This window comes from Pedococcus sp. P2_E5 (genome assembly GCF_056403895.1).
On the sequence record NZ_JBFUEP010000059.1, the window covers coordinates 21,966 to 37,312 of the forward strand.

A 15,347-nucleotide genomic window follows, 5' to 3' on the forward strand; every position below is an offset into this window, starting at 1 on the left:
GGTCGGGACTCGGGGTGGGTCGGGACTCAGCCTCGAGCGTAGGCCGGAAAGCGGGTGACGAGGTCCGTCACGCCCGCGCGGACCTCCTTGGAGACCGCGTGGTCGGGGTCGGCGTCGCCCTGGGTGACCGCCTTGGCGATGAGCTCGGCGATCTCGCGCATCTCGTCGGTGCCCATGCCCTGGGTGGTGACGCACGGGGTGCCGACCCGGATGCCGCTGGCGATGTTGGGCTTCTGCGGGTCGAACGGGATGGCGTTCTTGTTGAGGACGATGCCGGCGGCATCGGCGCGCGCCTCGGCATCCGCGCCGGTGACGCCGACGCCCTGGAGGTCGTGCAGGCTCAGGTGGGTGTCCGTGCCGCCGGTCGTGGGACGGATTCCGCGCTCCCCCAACGAGGTCGCGAGGACCGAGGCGTTCTCGATGACCTGCTTGGCGTAGGCCTGGTACTCGGGGGTGGCGCACTCCTTGAAGTTGACCGCCTTGGCAGCGATCGTGTGCATCTGAGGACCACCCTGCATCATCGGGAAGACCGCCTTGTCGAGCTTCGCGGCGTGCTCCTCCTTGCAGACCAGGGCGCCCGAGCGCGGCCCGCGCAGCACCTTGTGGGTCGTGAAGGTGACGACGTCGGCGTGCGGGACGGGGCTGGGGATCGCCTTGCCTGCCACGAGGCCGATGAAGTGGGCGGCGTCGACCCAGAAGATGGCGCCGATCTCGTCGGCCAGCCTGCGGAAGAACTCGAAGTCGATGAGTCGCGGGATCGCCGAGCCGCCGGCGAGGATCACCTTGGGCCGGTGCTCCTTGGCGAGCCGCTCGACCTCGGCGTAGTCGATGTCCTCGGACTGCTTGTCGACGCCGTAGTGGACGGCGTTGAACCACTTGCCCGAGAACGACACCTTGGTGCCGTGGGTGAGGTGGCCGCCCATCGGCAGGGCCATCGCGAGGATGGTGTCGCCGGGCTGCATGAACGCGCCGTAGACCGCCTGGTTGGCGCTGGCGCCGGAGTGCGCCTGGACGTTGGCGTGGTCGGCGTCGAACAGGGTCTTGCAGCGCTCGATGGCGAGGATCTCGGCCTTGTCGACCTCGGAGCAGCCGCCGTAGTAGCGGCGACCCGGGTAGCCCTCGGCGTACTTGTTGGACAACGTGGAGCCGAGTGCCGTGAGCACCTGGGGGCTCGACATGTTCTCCGACGCGATCAGCTGGAGACCTCCGCGGATGCGGTCGAGCTCGGAGACGAGCACCCCCGCGATCTCGGGATCGAACGACTCGAGGGCACCGAAGTCGGAACCGTAGAAGGTGTCAGCGCTCATGGGTGTCTCCTGGGAGGGGGCTGTCGACGGTGGGATCCGCAGGCAACTCTATTGCCTCGCCGTCCCCGTCCTGAGGGGTGCCCGGCGTCTCGTCCTCGGGGGTGCCCGGCGCCTCCTCGTCGGCTGGTGCCTCGTCCTCGTCCTCGGTCTCGAGCACGGCCTTGATCTGCTCGAGGCTGATCGCCCCTGCCCTGAGCAGGACGAGCTCCTCGCCGGTGCAGTCCAGGATCGTCGACACCTCGGTGCTCGTGGTCGGCCCACCGTCGAGGTAGACGGTGACGGCCGCACCGAGCTGGGAGGCCGCCGCCGTGACCGTCGTGGCCGCCGGCTGGCCGGTGAGGTTGGCGCTGGTCACCGCCATCGGCCCCACCTCGCTCAGCACGGCGAGGGCGATGTCGTCCTGGGGCATCCGCAACGCGACGGTCCCGTTGGTCTCGCCCAGGTCCCACATCAGCGAGGACTGGGCCTTGAAGACCAGCGTGAGCGGACCTGGCCAGAACTCGCGGATCAGGTCCCGCGCCCAGGCCGGCACGTCGGTCGCCAACCCGTCGACGGTGCGCACGCTGGGCACCAGCACGGGCGGAGGCATCTCGCGCCCACGACCCTTGGCGGCGAGCAGGGACGCCACGGCCTCGGCCGAGAACGCGTCGGCACCGACGCCGTAGACCGTGTCGGTGGGCAGGACGACGATCTCGCCCGCGCGGACCGCCTCGACCGCCTTGGCGACGCCCTCGACACGGCCCTCTTCGGTGGTGCAGTCGTAGACCGGACTCATGGTTGCCAAGCCTAGTGACCGACCCACACCGCCCCCGCCCCGGTCGGGCACGCGGTACGCCACGTGTGCGATGCCGCCCTCCCCCCGCGGCGGGACCATGGCGGGATGACCGCGACCACCTCCTCGACGACCGACGAGCTCGCCGAGCGGATCCTCGATGCCCTGCTCGGCACCGCCGACATCATGTCCATCTACCTCGGGGACCGGCTCGGGTGGTACCGCAGTCTCGCCGCTGACGGACCGGCTACCGCACCGACCCTCGCCGAACGCACGCGCACCCACCCGCGGTACGCGCGCGAGTGGCTCGAGCAGCAGGCGGTCACGGGGCTGCTGGCCCTCGACCGCCCCGACGACGACCCTGACGCAAGGCTGTACTCGATCCCGCCTGCCACCCGGGAGGTGCTGACCGACGAGACGAGCCTGAGCTACCTGGCGCCGCTGGCTCGCATGTTCGTAGCCGTCGGCCCACAGCTCGGGGGGCTGCTGGACGCCTACCGCCACGGCGGCGGGGTGAGCTGGGACCAGCTCGGGACCGACGCCCGCGAGTCCCAGGCCGACGCCAACAGACCGTGGTACGAGCTGCGGCTCGCGGACGCCCTGGCCGGGGTCCCGAGGGTGCACGACCACCTCTCGGTTCCCGGGGCCACGATCGCCGATGTCGGGTGCGGGGCCGGCTGGTCCACCATCGCACTGGCCAAGGCCTACCCCGGCGCCACGGTCGAGGGTTTCGACATCGATGCGCCCTCGGTGGAGATGGCCGCGGCCAACGCCACCGAGCACGGCGTGGCCGACCGGGTCACGTTCACGGCCGGTGACGCCGCTGGTATGCCGGTGGGGCGCTTCACCGCGGCGTTCGCCTTCGAGTGCGTCCACGACATGCCCCGCCCCGTGGAGGTGCTGGCCGCAGCACGCGCCTCCCTGGCGCCGGGCGGCTTCATGGTCGTGATGGACGAGGCGGTCGCCGAGGAGTTCGCGCCGCACGGCGACGAGCTCGAACGCGTCATGTACGGCTACAGCCTGCTGATCTGCCTCCCCGACGGCATGTCCGGCCAGGACAGCGTCGGCACCGGCACCGTGATGCGGCCCTCGACCCTTCGTCGCTACGCCGAGCAGGCGGGGTTCAGCTCGGTCGAGGTGCTGCCGGTCGAGGACTTCGGGTTCTGGCGGTTCTACCTGTTGACGTGACCCAGCCCCTTCGAGTGATCCGACGGGTCCAGGTCCGCCGGGTCACCCAAGGACTCGGGTCAGGTCCGGTCAGACCCGGATGGCAGTCGTGGCTCGCGGGCGACCGGTCAGGTCGTCGTGGTCGGCCACGTCGGTCCACTCGCCGGTCCGGCGCAGGGCACCCGGCAGCGTGACGCCCTGGCTGTCGGCGTGCTCCATGACCAGCAGCCCACCGGGACGCAGCAGCAGCGCGGCGCGCCCCGCGACAGCCAACGGGATGGCCAGGCCGTCCTCGCTGCCGCCGTAGAGCGCCAGCTCCGGGTCGTGGTCGCGCACCTCGGGATCGAGCGGCACCATGCCCAGCGGGATGTAGGGCGGGTTGGACACGACCACGTCGACGCTTCCCTCGAGCTCCGGGAAGGCCTCGGTGGCGTCGCCCTGTCGCAGGTCGACCGCGAGCCCGGTGTCGGCGACGTTGCGCTCGGCCCAGGCGTGCGCCTCGCGACCCAGCTCCACGGCATACACCGTCGCGGCGGGCACCTCGTCGGCGACGGCCAGTGCGATCGCGCCCGAACCGGTGCACAGGTCCACCACCAGCGGCGACTCCAGCGCGAGCGCCGCGTCGATGGCCAGCCCGGCCACGAACTCGGTCTCGGGGCGCGGCACGAAGACCCCCGGTCCGACGCTGAGCTCGACCCGGCGGAACCCCGCTCGCCCGGTCAGGTGCTGCAGGGGCACCCGTGCGGCGCGTTCCGCGACGAGCCCTTGGTATGCCGCGGGCGCCACGGCCCCCAGCACCATCGCCTTGTGGACGTCCCCGACAGAGATCTTGAGCAGGTGGGCGGCGAGCGCCACCGCGTCCGCCTCGGGTGAGGGCACACCGGCGTCGGCCAGGCGACGGGTGGCCTCCCGGACCGCTGCGCGCAGGTCGTCCCCGGCGGCGTCGGTCACTGACCGGCGCCCTCGGCGACGGCCGCCATCTGAGCGGCCTCGTCGGCGTCGACCGCGGACTGGACGACTGCCTCGAGGTCTCCGTCGAGCACGGTGTCGAGGTTGTAGGACTTGAAGCCCGTGCGGTGGTCGGAGAGCCGGTTCTCGGGAAAGTTGTAGGTGCGGATGCGCTCGCTGCGGTCGACCGTGCGGACCTGCGAGCGGCGGGCGGCACTGGCCTCGGCGTCGGCCGCCTCCTTGGCGAGGGCGTGCAGCCGCGCTCGGAGCACCCGCATCGCCGACTCCTTATTCTGGAGCTGGCTCTTCTCGTTCTGGCAGGACACCACCACGCCCGTCGGGAGGTGGGTGATCCGCACTGCCGAGTCGGTCGTGTTGACCGACTGGCCACCCGGTCCTGACGAGCGGTAGACGTCGATCTTGAGGTCGTTGGCGTCGATGGTGACCTCGACGTCCTCCGCCTCGGGCATGACGAGGACCCCGGCAGCCGACGTGTGGATCCGTCCCTGGCTCTCCGTGACGGGCACCCGCTGCACGCGGTGCACGCCACCCTCGTACTTCAGCCTCGCCCAGGGGCCCTCCCCCAACGCCGGTGTGCCCTTGGCCTTCACGGCCACCTGGACGTCCTTGTAGCCGCCCAGGTCGGACTCGGTCGCGTCGATGATCTCGGTCTTCCACCCGCGTCGCTCGGCGAACCGCAGGTACATCCGCAGCAGGTCTCCGGCGAACAGGGCCGACTCCTCGCCGCCCTCACCGGCCTTGACCTCGAGGATCACGTCGCGGTCGTCGTCGGGGTCGCGCGGGATGAGCAGCCGGCGCAAGGTGTCCTCGGTCTGCGAGAGGCGTTCCTCGAGGCTGGGCACCTCCGCGGCGAAGCCCTCGTCCTCCTTGGCGAGCTCGCGTGCGGCCGCCAGGTCGTCGGTCGCTGCGTGCCATGCGTGGTAGGCCGCGACCGTCGGTGCCAGCGCGGCATACCTCTTGTTCAGCTTGCGGACGAGGTTCTGGTCACCGAAGACCTCGGGGTCCGCCAGCTGCTTCTCGAGGTCGGCGTGCTCGTGGACGAGCGCTGCTGCGGACTCCAACATGGGGGCTCCTGAGGTCGTGCGGGTGGCGGTGCGGGGAAAGGAGGTGGTGGCGCAGGGGCCTGCAGGCGAGGCTCCCGAGGCGGGGGAAAGCAAATGCGCCGGCCCTGACCACGAGGGTCAGGACCGGCGCATCGGGAAAGCTACTTGCTCTCGGCAGCGGCCTTCTTGCCGTAGCGGGCCTCGAACCGGGCCACGCGGCCACCGGTGTCGAGGATCTTCTGCTTGCCGGTGTAGAACGGGTGGCACTGCGAGCACACCTCGGCGCGGATCACGCCGGAGGTCGCGGTGCTGCGAGTCGTGAACGTGGACCCACAGGTGCAGCTCACCGTGGTCTCGACGTACTCGGGGTGGATGTCCTTCTGCAAAGCGTGCTCCTTGAGTCAATGCGGCCGGGTCGGCTGGGCGGGYTGCCCTGGAGGTCTCCATGCCGTGAACCGGTCAGCAGTCAAGTGTGCCAGAGAGCGGCGCACATCTCCTAAACGGCGGACAGGGTGGCGACATTCCCCGTCGGCAGGACCACGCGGATGACGGTCCCCTGCCCCTCGACCGAGTCGATGTGCAGCTCTCCGCCGTGACCCTCGACGATGGCCCGCACGATCGCCAGCCCCAGTCCCGTACCGGGGATGGCGGCCGCGGTGGCGTTCGAGGCGCGGAAGAACCGGCCGAACAGCTGTGGAAGGTCCTGCTCGGGGATGCCGATCCCGGTGTCGGCCACGGTGACGACGACGCGGCCGTCGGTCTCTGCGGCGCCGATCGTGGCCTGCCCGCCCGATCGGGTGAACTTGACCGCGTTGGAGCCGAGGTTGATGAGGCTGCGTTCCAGCTGTCCGCGGTCGACCCGGATCAGGAGCTGGGGGTCGATGGGTTCGACGACCAACGTGACACCAGCCGCGTCCGCCACGGGGCGAAGCACCTCGGCGACATCCTCCACGAGTTCGTCCACGGCGACGTACTCCGTCGAGGACTGCAACCCCGTGGCCTCGATCTTGTTGAGCACGAGGAGGTCCTCGATCAGGCCGCGCAGCCGGTTGGCGTTGCGTCCGATGATGTCGAGGGCACCTCGTTGGGGCGTGGACAGGTCGCCGTAGTCGCCGTCCTCGAGCAGCTCCAGGTAGCCGTTGATCGAGGTCAGCGGCGTGCGCAGCTCGTGCGACACGGTGGCCATGAAGTCGGTCTTCTGCCGGTCCAGCGCGGTGAGCTGGTCCACCTGGGCATCGCGCATCTCGCGCAGCCGCAGGTCGACGATGGACTGGGCGACGTAGCCCGCGCACTGCTGGACCGCCTGGATCTCGTAGCGGCGCCACCGCCTCGGCGTGTCGACGGTCATCAGCGCGAGCACGCCCAGACCTTGCGCACCGATCCCCACGGGCACCATGAGGAGCGACTTGGCGCCGGTGGCCCGGTAGAACCGCTCGGCGCGGGCCTGGGTCTGGACGTCCGCGTGGAGGAAGTCGGACACGACGAACACGGTGGCCTGGCGGCGAAGCTCGTCTCCGACTTCCTTGACCTCGTCGGCCAGGGACGATGGCAGCGCCCCGAGGTCGGGAAGGTCGTCGCGGTGCCACTGGGTCCGCTGGTCGATCGCCCCCGACTCGTCGTGGAGGTAGAGCATGATCCGGTCGACCGACAGGCCCTCCCCGAGCATCGCGCACACGGTGTGCAGCGCCGAGTCGATGTCCGGCGCCCCGTGCACCACCCTGGCGACGTCGAGCGCCAGCTGGTGCGCGCGCAGGACGACCGACTGCTGCTCCTGGAGCGCCTGGTTGGAGCGGGTCAGGCCGTTGAAGTCGGCAGCCAGCCCACGCACCTCCGCAGCGCCGGCTTCGGTGTCGGCCAAGGCGTCACGGTCACCGTCGCGCTGGCGCTCGACGACCGATCGCAACCGCTCCAGCGGACCGCTGACCGATCGCTGCAGCAGCCGCCACCCCCCGAGGACGATGGCCATGGCCAGCAGCAGCGTGCTGGCCGCGATCGCCACGATCCGTTGGACGGAGTCCCGCGCCCCCTCCCGAGCCGCGTCCCGCTCGAGTCGGACTGCCTCGGACAGGCCCCGGTTGCTGTCGCGGAACTGCCCGAACCGGTCCGTCGCATCGGCCTCGAGGAGGCTGCGCGCCGGCTGGGTGTCGTTCCGGCCGACCTCGGCGGCCTGGGCCGCCCTGAACCACGCGTCGACGGCGGCGCGCTGGGTGTCCAGCATCGCGGCATACCGCTCGCGCTTCTCGACGGGTAGCGATGGTGCCTTCAGGGCGCGTTGGACGGTGGCGAGGTCCGCTGAGACCAGGTCCCGCTCGAGGCGGTAGCGCGTCAGCGGGCCGGAGCCGCCCATCAGCTGGCTCCACCCGGCGTTGGCCTCGGTCATCTCGATGAGGACGGCGTTGTTGGCGTCGAAGGCCGGGCCGTAGGCCAGCGTCAGCGCCTTGAGGTCACGGCTCTGGCTGGTGATGTTCCACGCCGACGCGACTCCGACGATGGGGAACAACAGGACCAGGGAGAGCCCGAGGACCTTGAGCTGTCCGGAGACCGATTGACTGCCGAGCTTGGTCACTCGCCGGCCTCGCCGAAGCCGGTGCGGGTCATCACGCCCCACACCTGCTTCTTGCGCCGCAGGCTCGCCCACCAGCCCTCGAGCCGCCACCACACGGTGAGCTGGCGGTATCCGATGTTCTCGAGCACCGATGCGATCAGGGTGAGCCCGAGGTCGCGCCACCGCTCATGACGGTGGAACGACCACTCCTCGGCGGCCATGGCCGACAGCGTCACCAGGATCGCAAGACCGTAGGCCAGCGCGAGGAACAGCAGTGCGTAGGGGATGTTGACCACGCCGAGGACCAGCGCGAGCGGGACGATGATGATGCCGAAGAACTCCAGCAGCGGGGCGAAGAGCTCGAAGACCCAGTAGTAGGGCAACGCGATCATGCCGACCTTGCCGTACCGGGGCCGCAGCACCATGTCGCGGTAGGCCCACAGCGTCTCCCACAGCCCGCGGTGCCAGCGTCGCCGTTGGTTGCGCAGCACCGAGACGGTAGAGGGGACCTCGGTCCACAGGACCGGCTCCGGGACGAACCCCACCCGGTAGTCCCGCTTCTCGTCGTGCAGCTTGCGGTGGATGCGCAGGACGAGTTCGAAGTCCTCACCGATGCTGTCGGCGTCGAGCCCACCGACCTCGACGACGACGTCGCGGCGGAACAGGCCGAACGCGCCGCTGATCAGGATCAGCGCCCCGAACCGCGACCACCCGGTCCGGCCGAGCAGGAAGGCGCGGAGGTACTCGACGACCTGGATGCGGGCAAGCCAGGGCTTCGGCATCTGGACCCTGACGATGCGCCCCGACACCACCCGACTGCCGTTGACCGGCCGGATGGCACCCCCGGCCGCCACCATGCGGATCGGGTCGTCGGCGAAAGGCTGGGTCACCCGGAGCAGGGCGTCGGGTTCGAGGATGGAGTCGGCATCCACCATGGCCACGAGTGGTTCCGTGGCGGCGTTGAGCGCGACGTTGATCGCCTCGGACCGACCGGAGTTCTCCTTGCGCACCACGAGCAGTCGCGTCCGACCGTCGCGGGGCACGTGCACGTCGATGATCCGGGCCCGGATCGGGACGTCCTGCGGGATCTCGCGCGGGATGGGCACCAGGTCGAAGGCAGAGCGCAGGCGCTCGAAGGTGGCATCGGAGCTGCCGTCGTCGACGACGACCACCTCGTGCCGGGGATAACGCAGCGAGAGCAGCGCCTGCACCGAGGTGACGATGCCCATCTCCTCGTTGTGGGCAGGCACGAGGAGTGAGACACCCGGCGTCAGCGCACCGCCGAAGGTCTCGACCACGGCCTCACGACGGCGGTGCTGCGCCCGGAAGTCGATGCTGGCCAGGACGATGAGCAGGAGGTAGGAGAGGTTGATGAYCGCGAAGTAGACGAGGATCGGCACGGAGCTGAAGTCCATCACCCAGACCACCGCGGCCCGGAGCCCCTCGACGAAGCCGTCCCAGCTCACGCCGCGCTCCCCTTCAGCCGCGCCAGGGTGAGTGCTGTCTCGACCGACGCGTTGGTCGGAGCCGAGTCGAGGACGGTCCGCCCGGCCGGACCCAGCTGCAGGAGGGAGGTGGCAGCGATCTCGGCCAACCGCGGGTCCGGGTCGCCCAGCAGCCCGCCCAGACCGTCCACGGCCGAGGTTTCGCCGAGCTCGCCGAGTGCGGAGGCACAGGCCCGACGCAGCGACCGGGGCCGGTCCACGGCCGTCTGGCGCAGGAGCGCCGCCACGTCCTCGCCCCGGCCCATCCGTCCGAGGGCGACAGCCGCCGCCTCACGCACGGTGTGGTCGTCGTCGCCTGCCAGTGCGACACGCAGCCCCTCCAGGGACCGCGAGAAGCTGCCCTCACCGCTCAAGTACGCCGCGACCGTGCGCGTCGTGGGGCTGCTCGCCGACAGCGCGTCGCGCAGCGACCCGGCGATGCCGACCCCCATTCCCTCGAGGGCGTCGGCAGCCGGCCCGGCAGGCACGACCCGCTCGGCGCCGACCGCCGCGAGCAGCGCCGCCGACGCCGTCGGCTCGCCGAGCCGGCCGAGGGCTCTGGTCGCCGCGACGCGCACCTCTGGCGCGGAGTCGCCGAGGGCCTGGACGAGCAGCGGCAGCGCCGTCCCCACATGGCACAGGCCAAGGATGTGCGCCGCGCGCGCCCGGCGCAGGGTGCTGCGGTCGCGCAGGTCGTGGGGGGCGCGGTCGACGGCACCGTGCACGAGGAGAACGGACGCGAGTTCCTCGGCCGGGACCCCCCTCACCTTGCCCAGGAGCTCGAGGACGACGTCGTCGACGGCCTCGCGGGCGGGGCCGTCCACCTCCATCAGGGCGTCACGATGGCTTCCGTCGTCGTCCTCTCCCGAGGCGACGGCGAGTAGGTGTGCGCGGTGTGGTGCGACCAGCTCTGCGGTCCGTCGCTCGCGCAGGGTTCGCGAAACCTTGGTGAGCACGATGAGCAGCACCAGGGCGAGACAAGCCAGCAGGACCAGCGCCGAGGAGGCCCAGAGCAGGTCGTGCCGCGTCACCGGACGCGCGCCAGGATCCCGTTGACCCGGTGCAGCAGCTCTCGTGGACTGAACGGCTTGATGACGTAGTCGTCGGCCCCGACGGCGAAGCCGGTGTCGACGTCGCTGTCTCGGGACTTCGCGCTGAGCAGCAGGACCGGCACCGTCGCGGCACCGCTGTCCCGGATCTTGCGCAGCACGTCGATACCCGACAGCCCGGGCATCATGACGTCGAGGATGACCAGCGAGGGCGCCTCGGCCTGGAACGCCTCCCAGGCGCTCAGTCCGTCTGGAACGGCTTGCACGGCATACCCGGCTTGGGTGAGTTTGAACTCGACGAGATCGCGAATATCCGGGTCGTCGTCAGCGACGAGCACTCGGATTGCCTCTGCCGCGGTCACTGCCATTCCCTTCGGTCGTCGTCCAGTTGGTGGTGCGGTGCCCATGCTAAGCCGTCAAGCACGCAACTGGCGTCCGACACCACGTGGTGGCGGACCCGGTCCAGTTGTCCTCATGCCTACGACGCACGGGTGCGCTCAGTCCTTATCCCCCTCGTCCAGGCGGATCGAGGAGTTCTGCTGGACCTGCATGAGGAACTCGATGTTGCTCTTGGTCTTCTTGATCCGGTCGATCAGCAGCTCGATGCCCTGCTGCTGGTCGAGCGCGGCGAGGACCCTACGGAGCTTCCACATGATCTTGAGCTCGTCGCCCGAGAGGAGGATCTCCTCCTTGCGGGTGCCCGAGTTGTTGATGTCGACCGCCGGGAAGATGCGGCGGTTGGCCAGGCCACGGTCGAGCTTGAGCTCCATGTTCCCGGTGCCCTTGAACTCCTCGAAGATGACCTCGTCCATGCGGGACCCGGTCTCCACCAGAGCCGTCGCGAGGATCGTGAGCGAGCCACCGTTCTCGATGTTGCGCGCGGCTCCGAAGAACTTCTTCGGGGGGTAGAGCGCCGCGGAGTCGACACCACCGGAGAGGATGCGTCCGCTCGCCGGGGCGGCGAGGTTGTACGCGCGACCCAGCTTGGTGATCGAGTCGAGCAGCACGACGACGTCGTGGCCCATCTCGACGAGACGCTTGGCCCGCTCGATCGCGAGCTCGGCGACCGTCGTGTGGTCCTCGGCCGGCCGGTCGAAGGTCGAGGAGATGACCTCACCCTTGACCGCGCGCTGCATGTCGGTGACTTCCTCAGGACGCTCGTCCACGAGCACCACCATCAGGTGGCACTCGGGGTTGTTCGTCGTGATGGCGTTGGCGATGGCCTGCATGACCATCGTCTTTCCGGCCTTGGCCGGGGCGACGATGAGACCACGCTGGCCCTTGCCGATGGGCGCGACGAGGTCGATGACGCGGGTGGTGAGGATGCCGGGCTCGGTCTCGAGGCGCAGGCGCTGCTGCGGGTAGAGCGGCGTGAGCTTGCCGAACTCGACGCGCTTGCGGGCGTCGTCGGGCGTCATCCCGTTGACGGTGTCGAGGCGCACCAGCGCGTTGAACTTCTGGCGCTGGTTCTGCTGGGAGTCGTCACGCTGGGCCTTCACGGCACCGGTGACCGCGTCACCCTTGCGCATGCCGTTCTTCTTGACCATGCCGAGCGGGACGTAGACGTCGCCGGGCCCGGGCAGGTAGCCGGACGTCCGGACGAACGCATAGTTGTCGAGCACGTCGAGGATGCCCGCCACCGGCACGAGGACGTCGTCCTCCTCGACCATCGGCTCGTTCTCGTAGTCGGTGCCGTAGTCGCCGCGCTGACCGCGCTTGTCACGGTTGCGGTTGCGGTTGCGGTTGCGGCGACGGCCGCCGCGGCCGTCGCCGTCGTCGTCGTAACCCTGCTGGTCCTGCTGGCCCTGCTGGGTCTGCTGGCCCTGCTGGGTCTGGTTGCGCTGGCCGCCCTGCTGACCCTGGCTGGCCGCCCCGCCTTGCTGGCGGCCGCCCCGGTCGTCGCGGTCGTCCCGGTCGTCGCGGTTCTGTCGGTCAGCCTGCTGACGCTCGCGCCGGTCGCCCTGGTCGCGGGACTGGGTGCGCCCGACCTGGTCGCGATCCGGTCCACGCTCCTGCTGGTCGCGGGTCAGGGTGCGACCCGTCTGGTCGCGATCGGGTCCACGGTCCTGCTGGTCGCGGTCCTGCTGGTCGCGGTCCTGGTCGCGGTCCTGGTCACGGTCCTGCTGGTCGCCGTCGCGAAGACCTTCGCGGTTCTGGCGCTGCGCCTGCAGGCGGGCGGCCCGGTCGGCCCGGTTGCGGTTCGGACGCTCGCCCTGCGGGCGGTCGTCCCGGTCACCGCGGTCGGCGAGCTCGGCGTCGCCCCTAGTGTCCCGGCGCCGCTCGGCGCGGTCACCCCGCTCGGCGCGGTCAGCCTCGTCCGTACGGTCGCCCCGCTCGGCGCGGTCGCCCCGCTCGGCGAAGGTGCGGGGAGGCCGCTCGGTGGCGGTCTGCTGCTCGGTGCCGGTCTTCTGCTCGGCGCCGGTCTGCTGATCCGTGGCGGGCGTCTCAGCCCGGGCCGGACGCTCCTGCTGCGGGGCGGTCCGGCGTGCCGGCGCTCCTGCTCCGGACTGGCGGTCCTTGATGGCGGTGACCAGGTCACCCTTGCGCATCTTGGCGGTGCCGGTGATCCCCATGCTGGCGGCCAGGCCCTGGAGCTCGGCGACCTTCATGGTGCTCAGTGCGCCGGAGCGGCGCGGCTTCTCGTCCTGCGAACCCGCAGAGTCGAGAGTGGTGGTGTCTGTCACGAAGGATCCTTCCCCCTCGTTCGCGGTCCGGTGTTCAGATCCCGGACCGGTGCTTGGGTCAGAAGTGCTGACCGATGGAGCCACATGCAGCACAGGGAGGCGTGGCAGCACGAAGGCCGCCGACATGTGGTGGGTGCATTTCGCTGCTGGATGCGCAAGAGGAGGCATCGGCTGCGAGTGCGCACCCAATGTAACACCGTTGGTGCTCCCGTCAGTCCCGAGTGCCCAGAATGTCCCCTCCGCGTCGCAGGGGCCTGACCTGCGCACCTGTAGCGGGGATGCCGGGATCGAGGACCCGCCACGCATCGCTTGCCTCCCCTGCGATGGTGGACACCTGGTCGTCCGTCGTGAGGACCAGCACCGAGGGCCCGGCTCCGGAGATCACGGCGGCATGACCCCGGCCTCGGAGCTCGTCGACGACGGCCATGGAAGCCGGGAAGGAGTCCCTGCGCGCCTCCTGGTGCAGCCACTCCCGGGTGGCCGCCAGCAGGTATGCCGGGTGGCTGGTCAACGCCTGGATGAGCAGCGCCGCTCGGGCCGAGTTCAGGGCGGCGTCACCGTGCCGGATGTGGGTCGGCAGGACCGACCGCGCCTTGGCGGTGGACAGCTGGGCCGCGGGGACGAGAACCAGCGCACGTACGTCGCGATGGGGCTGGAGGCGCAGGGTCTGCGTGCCGCCCTCGGGCGAGTCTGCCCAGGACACGGTGAGGCCTCCGTAGACCGACGCCGAGGAGTTGTCCGGATGGCCCTCGAGGCGGGCAGCAAGGTCGTTGGTGAAGGTGAGGTCGGGAGGCTCGGTGACCCCACGGCATACGTCGTGAAGCGCCTGTGCCGCAACGATTCCGGTCACGATCGCCGTGGCCGAGGACCCCAGTCCGCGGCCGTGCGGCACCTCGTTGCGGCACTGCAGGTGCAGTCCCGCGGCTGGCTGGGTGTCGAGCTCCTCCCACGCCCGCACCATGGCGCGCACGACCAGGTGGGAGGCGTCGCGAGGGACCTCGTCGGCGCCCTCCCCCTCGACGTCGATCCGCACCCCGGGCTCGTCGGTCACGGTCGCCACGCAGGTGTCCCAGAGTCCGAGGGCCAGCCCGACCGAGTCGAAGCCCGGCCCCAGGTTCGCGCTGCTGGCCGGCACCCGCACCTGCACGGAGCTGCCGGCGAGGAGCTCGCCCATCAGTCCTGCAGCCCCAGGGCCTGCGCCGCCGTGAACGCGTCCACCGGCACCCTCGTCGGCGTGACGTCGGAACCGTCGGCGTTCCTGAGCGCCCACTGCGGGTCCTTCAGCCCGTGCCCGGTGACCGTGCAGACGATCGTGGCACCGGCTGGGACGTGTCCGGCCTCGGCGGCCTGCAGCAGGCCTGCGACGGMGGCCGCCGAGCCGGGCTCGACGAAGATCCCCTCGCGGGCCGAGAGGATGCGGTGGGCCGCGAGGATCTGCTCGTCGGTGACGGACTCGATGCGGCCGCCGGACTCGTCGCGGGCCGCCTCCGCCTGCTTCCACGACGCGGGGTTGCCGATGCGGATCGCCGTGGCGATGGTGTCGGGGTCGTCGACGGGATGCCCCAGCACGATGGGTGCGGCGCCGGCCGCCTGGAAGCCCCACATCTGGGGGAGCTTCGTTGCGGGGCCGGGTTGCTCGCTGCCGCGGTGGTACTCGCGGTAGCCCTTCCAGTAGGCCGTGATGTTGCCGGCGTTGCCGACCGGGAGGCAGTGGATGTCGGGGGCGTCACCGAGCGCGTCGACGACCTCGAAGGAGGCAGTCTTCTGGCCCTCGATCCGCGCCGGGTTGACCGAGTTGACCAGCTCCACGGGATAGGACTCGGCGAGCTTGCGAGCCAGCGTCAGGCAGTCGTCGAAGTTGCCGCCCACCTGGAGCAGGGTCGCGCCGTGGGCGATCGCCTGGCTGAGCTTGCCCATGGCGATCTTGCCGTCGGGGACGAGCACCGCGCAGGTCATGCCCGCCTTGGTGGCATAGGCGGCGGCACTCGCGCTCGTGTTGCCGGTCGACGCGCAGATCACCGCCTTCGCGCCGTTCTTGGCGGCCATCGAGATCGCGGCCGTCATGCCGCGGTCCTTGAAGGACCCGGTCGGGTTGAGGCCCTCGTACTTCACGAAGACCTGCGCCCCCGTGAGCTCGGAGAGATGCTCCGCAGGGATCAACGGGGTGCCGCCCTCCTGGAGGGTCACCACGGGTGCGCCCCGGAGCATGGGCAACCGGTCGGCATACTCGCGGATCACCCCGCGCCACAGGCCTGCCATCAGTCGCCCTCCACCCGCATGACCGACACGACCTCAGTGACGGTGTCGAGCCCGGCGAGGGCCTGGAC

At 70.6% G+C, this 15,347-nt stretch carries 13 protein-coding genes; 1 reads left to right on the forward strand and 12 read right to left on the reverse strand.

The genetic code is table 11. From position 1 onward, the window contains the following. Window positions 1–26: 26 nt before the first annotated feature. Entirely contained in the window at window positions 27–1,307 is a 1,281-nt protein-coding gene (locus tag AC1DVZ_RS17425; RefSeq protein ID WP_477619456.1) for a serine hydroxymethyltransferase, read from the reverse strand. Continuing rightward, on the reverse strand, window positions 1,297–2,082 hold the full coding sequence (locus AC1DVZ_RS17430; protein ID WP_477619457.1) for an L-threonylcarbamoyladenylate synthase: 786 nt from the start codon (window positions 2,080–2,082) through the stop codon (window positions 1,297–1,299). The genes AC1DVZ_RS17425 and AC1DVZ_RS17430 overlap by 11 nt, the downstream gene beginning before the upstream one ends. Before the next feature lie 105 nt (window positions 2,083–2,187). Between AC1DVZ_RS17430 and AC1DVZ_RS17435 the strand changes: the two genes are divergently transcribed. Continuing rightward, the gene (locus AC1DVZ_RS17435) at window positions 2,188–3,267 is read left to right on the forward strand and encodes a class I SAM-dependent methyltransferase (RefSeq protein ID WP_477619458.1); all 1,080 of its coding nucleotides are present in this window, start codon (window positions 2,188–2,190) and stop codon (window positions 3,265–3,267) included. Window positions 3,268–3,336: 69 nt separating this feature from the next. On the opposite strand, the gene prmC is transcribed toward AC1DVZ_RS17435, so the two are convergent. The 10 genes from prmC to thrC form a co-directional block, all read right to left on the reverse strand. Continuing rightward, a complete protein-coding gene (gene prmC / locus AC1DVZ_RS17440) occupies window positions 3,337–4,197 on the reverse strand; it encodes a peptide chain release factor N(5)-glutamine methyltransferase (protein WP_477619459.1) in 861 nt (286 codons plus the stop codon). Further along, window positions 4,194–5,279, reverse strand: a complete 1,086-nt coding sequence (gene prfA, locus AC1DVZ_RS17445; protein ID WP_477619460.1) for a peptide chain release factor 1 — start codon at window positions 5,277–5,279, stop codon at window positions 4,194–4,196. Before prfA ends, prmC begins: the two co-directional genes overlap by 4 nt. Window positions 5,280–5,419: 140 nt before the next feature. Further along, window positions 5,420–5,644, reverse strand: coding sequence for a 50S ribosomal protein L31 (gene rpmE, locus AC1DVZ_RS17450; protein WP_056922415.1), 225 nt, complete (start codon window positions 5,642–5,644; stop codon window positions 5,420–5,422). 110 nt (window positions 5,645–5,754) lie between these two features. Beyond that, window positions 5,755–7,824 carry a sensor histidine kinase gene (locus AC1DVZ_RS17455; RefSeq protein ID WP_477619461.1) on the reverse strand — a complete coding sequence of 690 codons (2,070 nt, stop codon included), beginning with the start codon at window positions 7,822–7,824 and terminating at the stop codon, window positions 5,755–5,757. Then, the gene (locus AC1DVZ_RS17460) at window positions 7,821–9,269 is read right to left on the reverse strand and encodes a glycosyltransferase family 2 protein (protein WP_477619462.1); all 1,449 of its coding nucleotides are present in this window, start codon (window positions 9,267–9,269) and stop codon (window positions 7,821–7,823) included. The genes AC1DVZ_RS17455 and AC1DVZ_RS17460 overlap by 4 nt, the downstream gene beginning before the upstream one ends. Beyond that, window positions 9,266–10,318 carry a HEAT repeat domain-containing protein gene (locus AC1DVZ_RS17465; RefSeq protein WP_477619463.1) on the reverse strand — a complete coding sequence of 351 codons (1,053 nt, stop codon included), beginning with the start codon at window positions 10,316–10,318 and terminating at the stop codon, window positions 9,266–9,268. Before AC1DVZ_RS17465 ends, AC1DVZ_RS17460 begins: the two co-directional genes overlap by 4 nt. Then, window positions 10,315–10,698 (reverse strand): response regulator transcription factor, encoded by a 384-nt coding sequence (locus AC1DVZ_RS17470; protein ID WP_477619464.1) that lies wholly within the window; start codon window positions 10,696–10,698, stop codon window positions 10,315–10,317. Before AC1DVZ_RS17470 ends, AC1DVZ_RS17465 begins: the two co-directional genes overlap by 4 nt. A 135-nt stretch (window positions 10,699–10,833) precedes the next feature. Beyond that, entirely contained in the window at window positions 10,834–12,945 is a 2,112-nt protein-coding gene (rho, locus tag AC1DVZ_RS17475; protein WP_477619469.1) for a transcription termination factor Rho, read from the reverse strand. Between the two features lie 286 nt (window positions 12,946–13,231). After that, on the reverse strand, window positions 13,232–14,194 hold the full coding sequence (thrB, locus tag AC1DVZ_RS17480; protein ID WP_477619465.1) for a homoserine kinase: 963 nt from the start codon (window positions 14,192–14,194) through the stop codon (window positions 13,232–13,234). Further along, the gene (gene thrC / locus AC1DVZ_RS17485) at window positions 14,194–15,279 is read right to left on the reverse strand and encodes a threonine synthase (RefSeq protein WP_477619466.1); all 1,086 of its coding nucleotides are present in this window, start codon (window positions 15,277–15,279) and stop codon (window positions 14,194–14,196) included. Before thrC ends, thrB begins: the two co-directional genes overlap by 1 nt. Window positions 15,280–15,347 lie beyond the last annotated feature (68 nt).

What these genes read in the sequence shown, in the direction of transcription:
- AC1DVZ_RS17425 (WP_477619456.1), bottom strand. Translation starts at nt 1,307, where the DNA reads ATGAGCGCTGACACCTTCTACGGTTCCGACTTCGGTGCCCTCGAGTCG.
- AC1DVZ_RS17430 (WP_477619457.1), bottom strand. Translation starts at nt 2,082, where the DNA reads ATGAGTCCGGTCTACGACTGCACCACCGAAGAGGGCCGTGTCGAGGGC.
- AC1DVZ_RS17435 (WP_477619458.1), top strand. Translation starts at nt 2,188, where the DNA reads ATGACCGCGACCACCTCCTCGACGACCGACGAGCTCGCCGAGCGGATC.
- prfA (WP_477619460.1), bottom strand. Translation starts at nt 5,279, where the DNA reads ATGTTGGAGTCCGCAGCAGCGCTCGTCCACGAGCACGCCGACCTCGAG.
- rho (WP_477619469.1), bottom strand. Translation starts at nt 12,945, where the DNA reads ATGAAGGTCGCCGAGCTCCAGGGCCTGGCCGCCAGCATGGGGATCACC.
- thrB (WP_477619465.1), bottom strand. Translation starts at nt 14,194, where the DNA reads ATGGGCGAGCTCCTCGCCGGCAGCTCCGTGCAGGTGCGGGTGCCGGCC.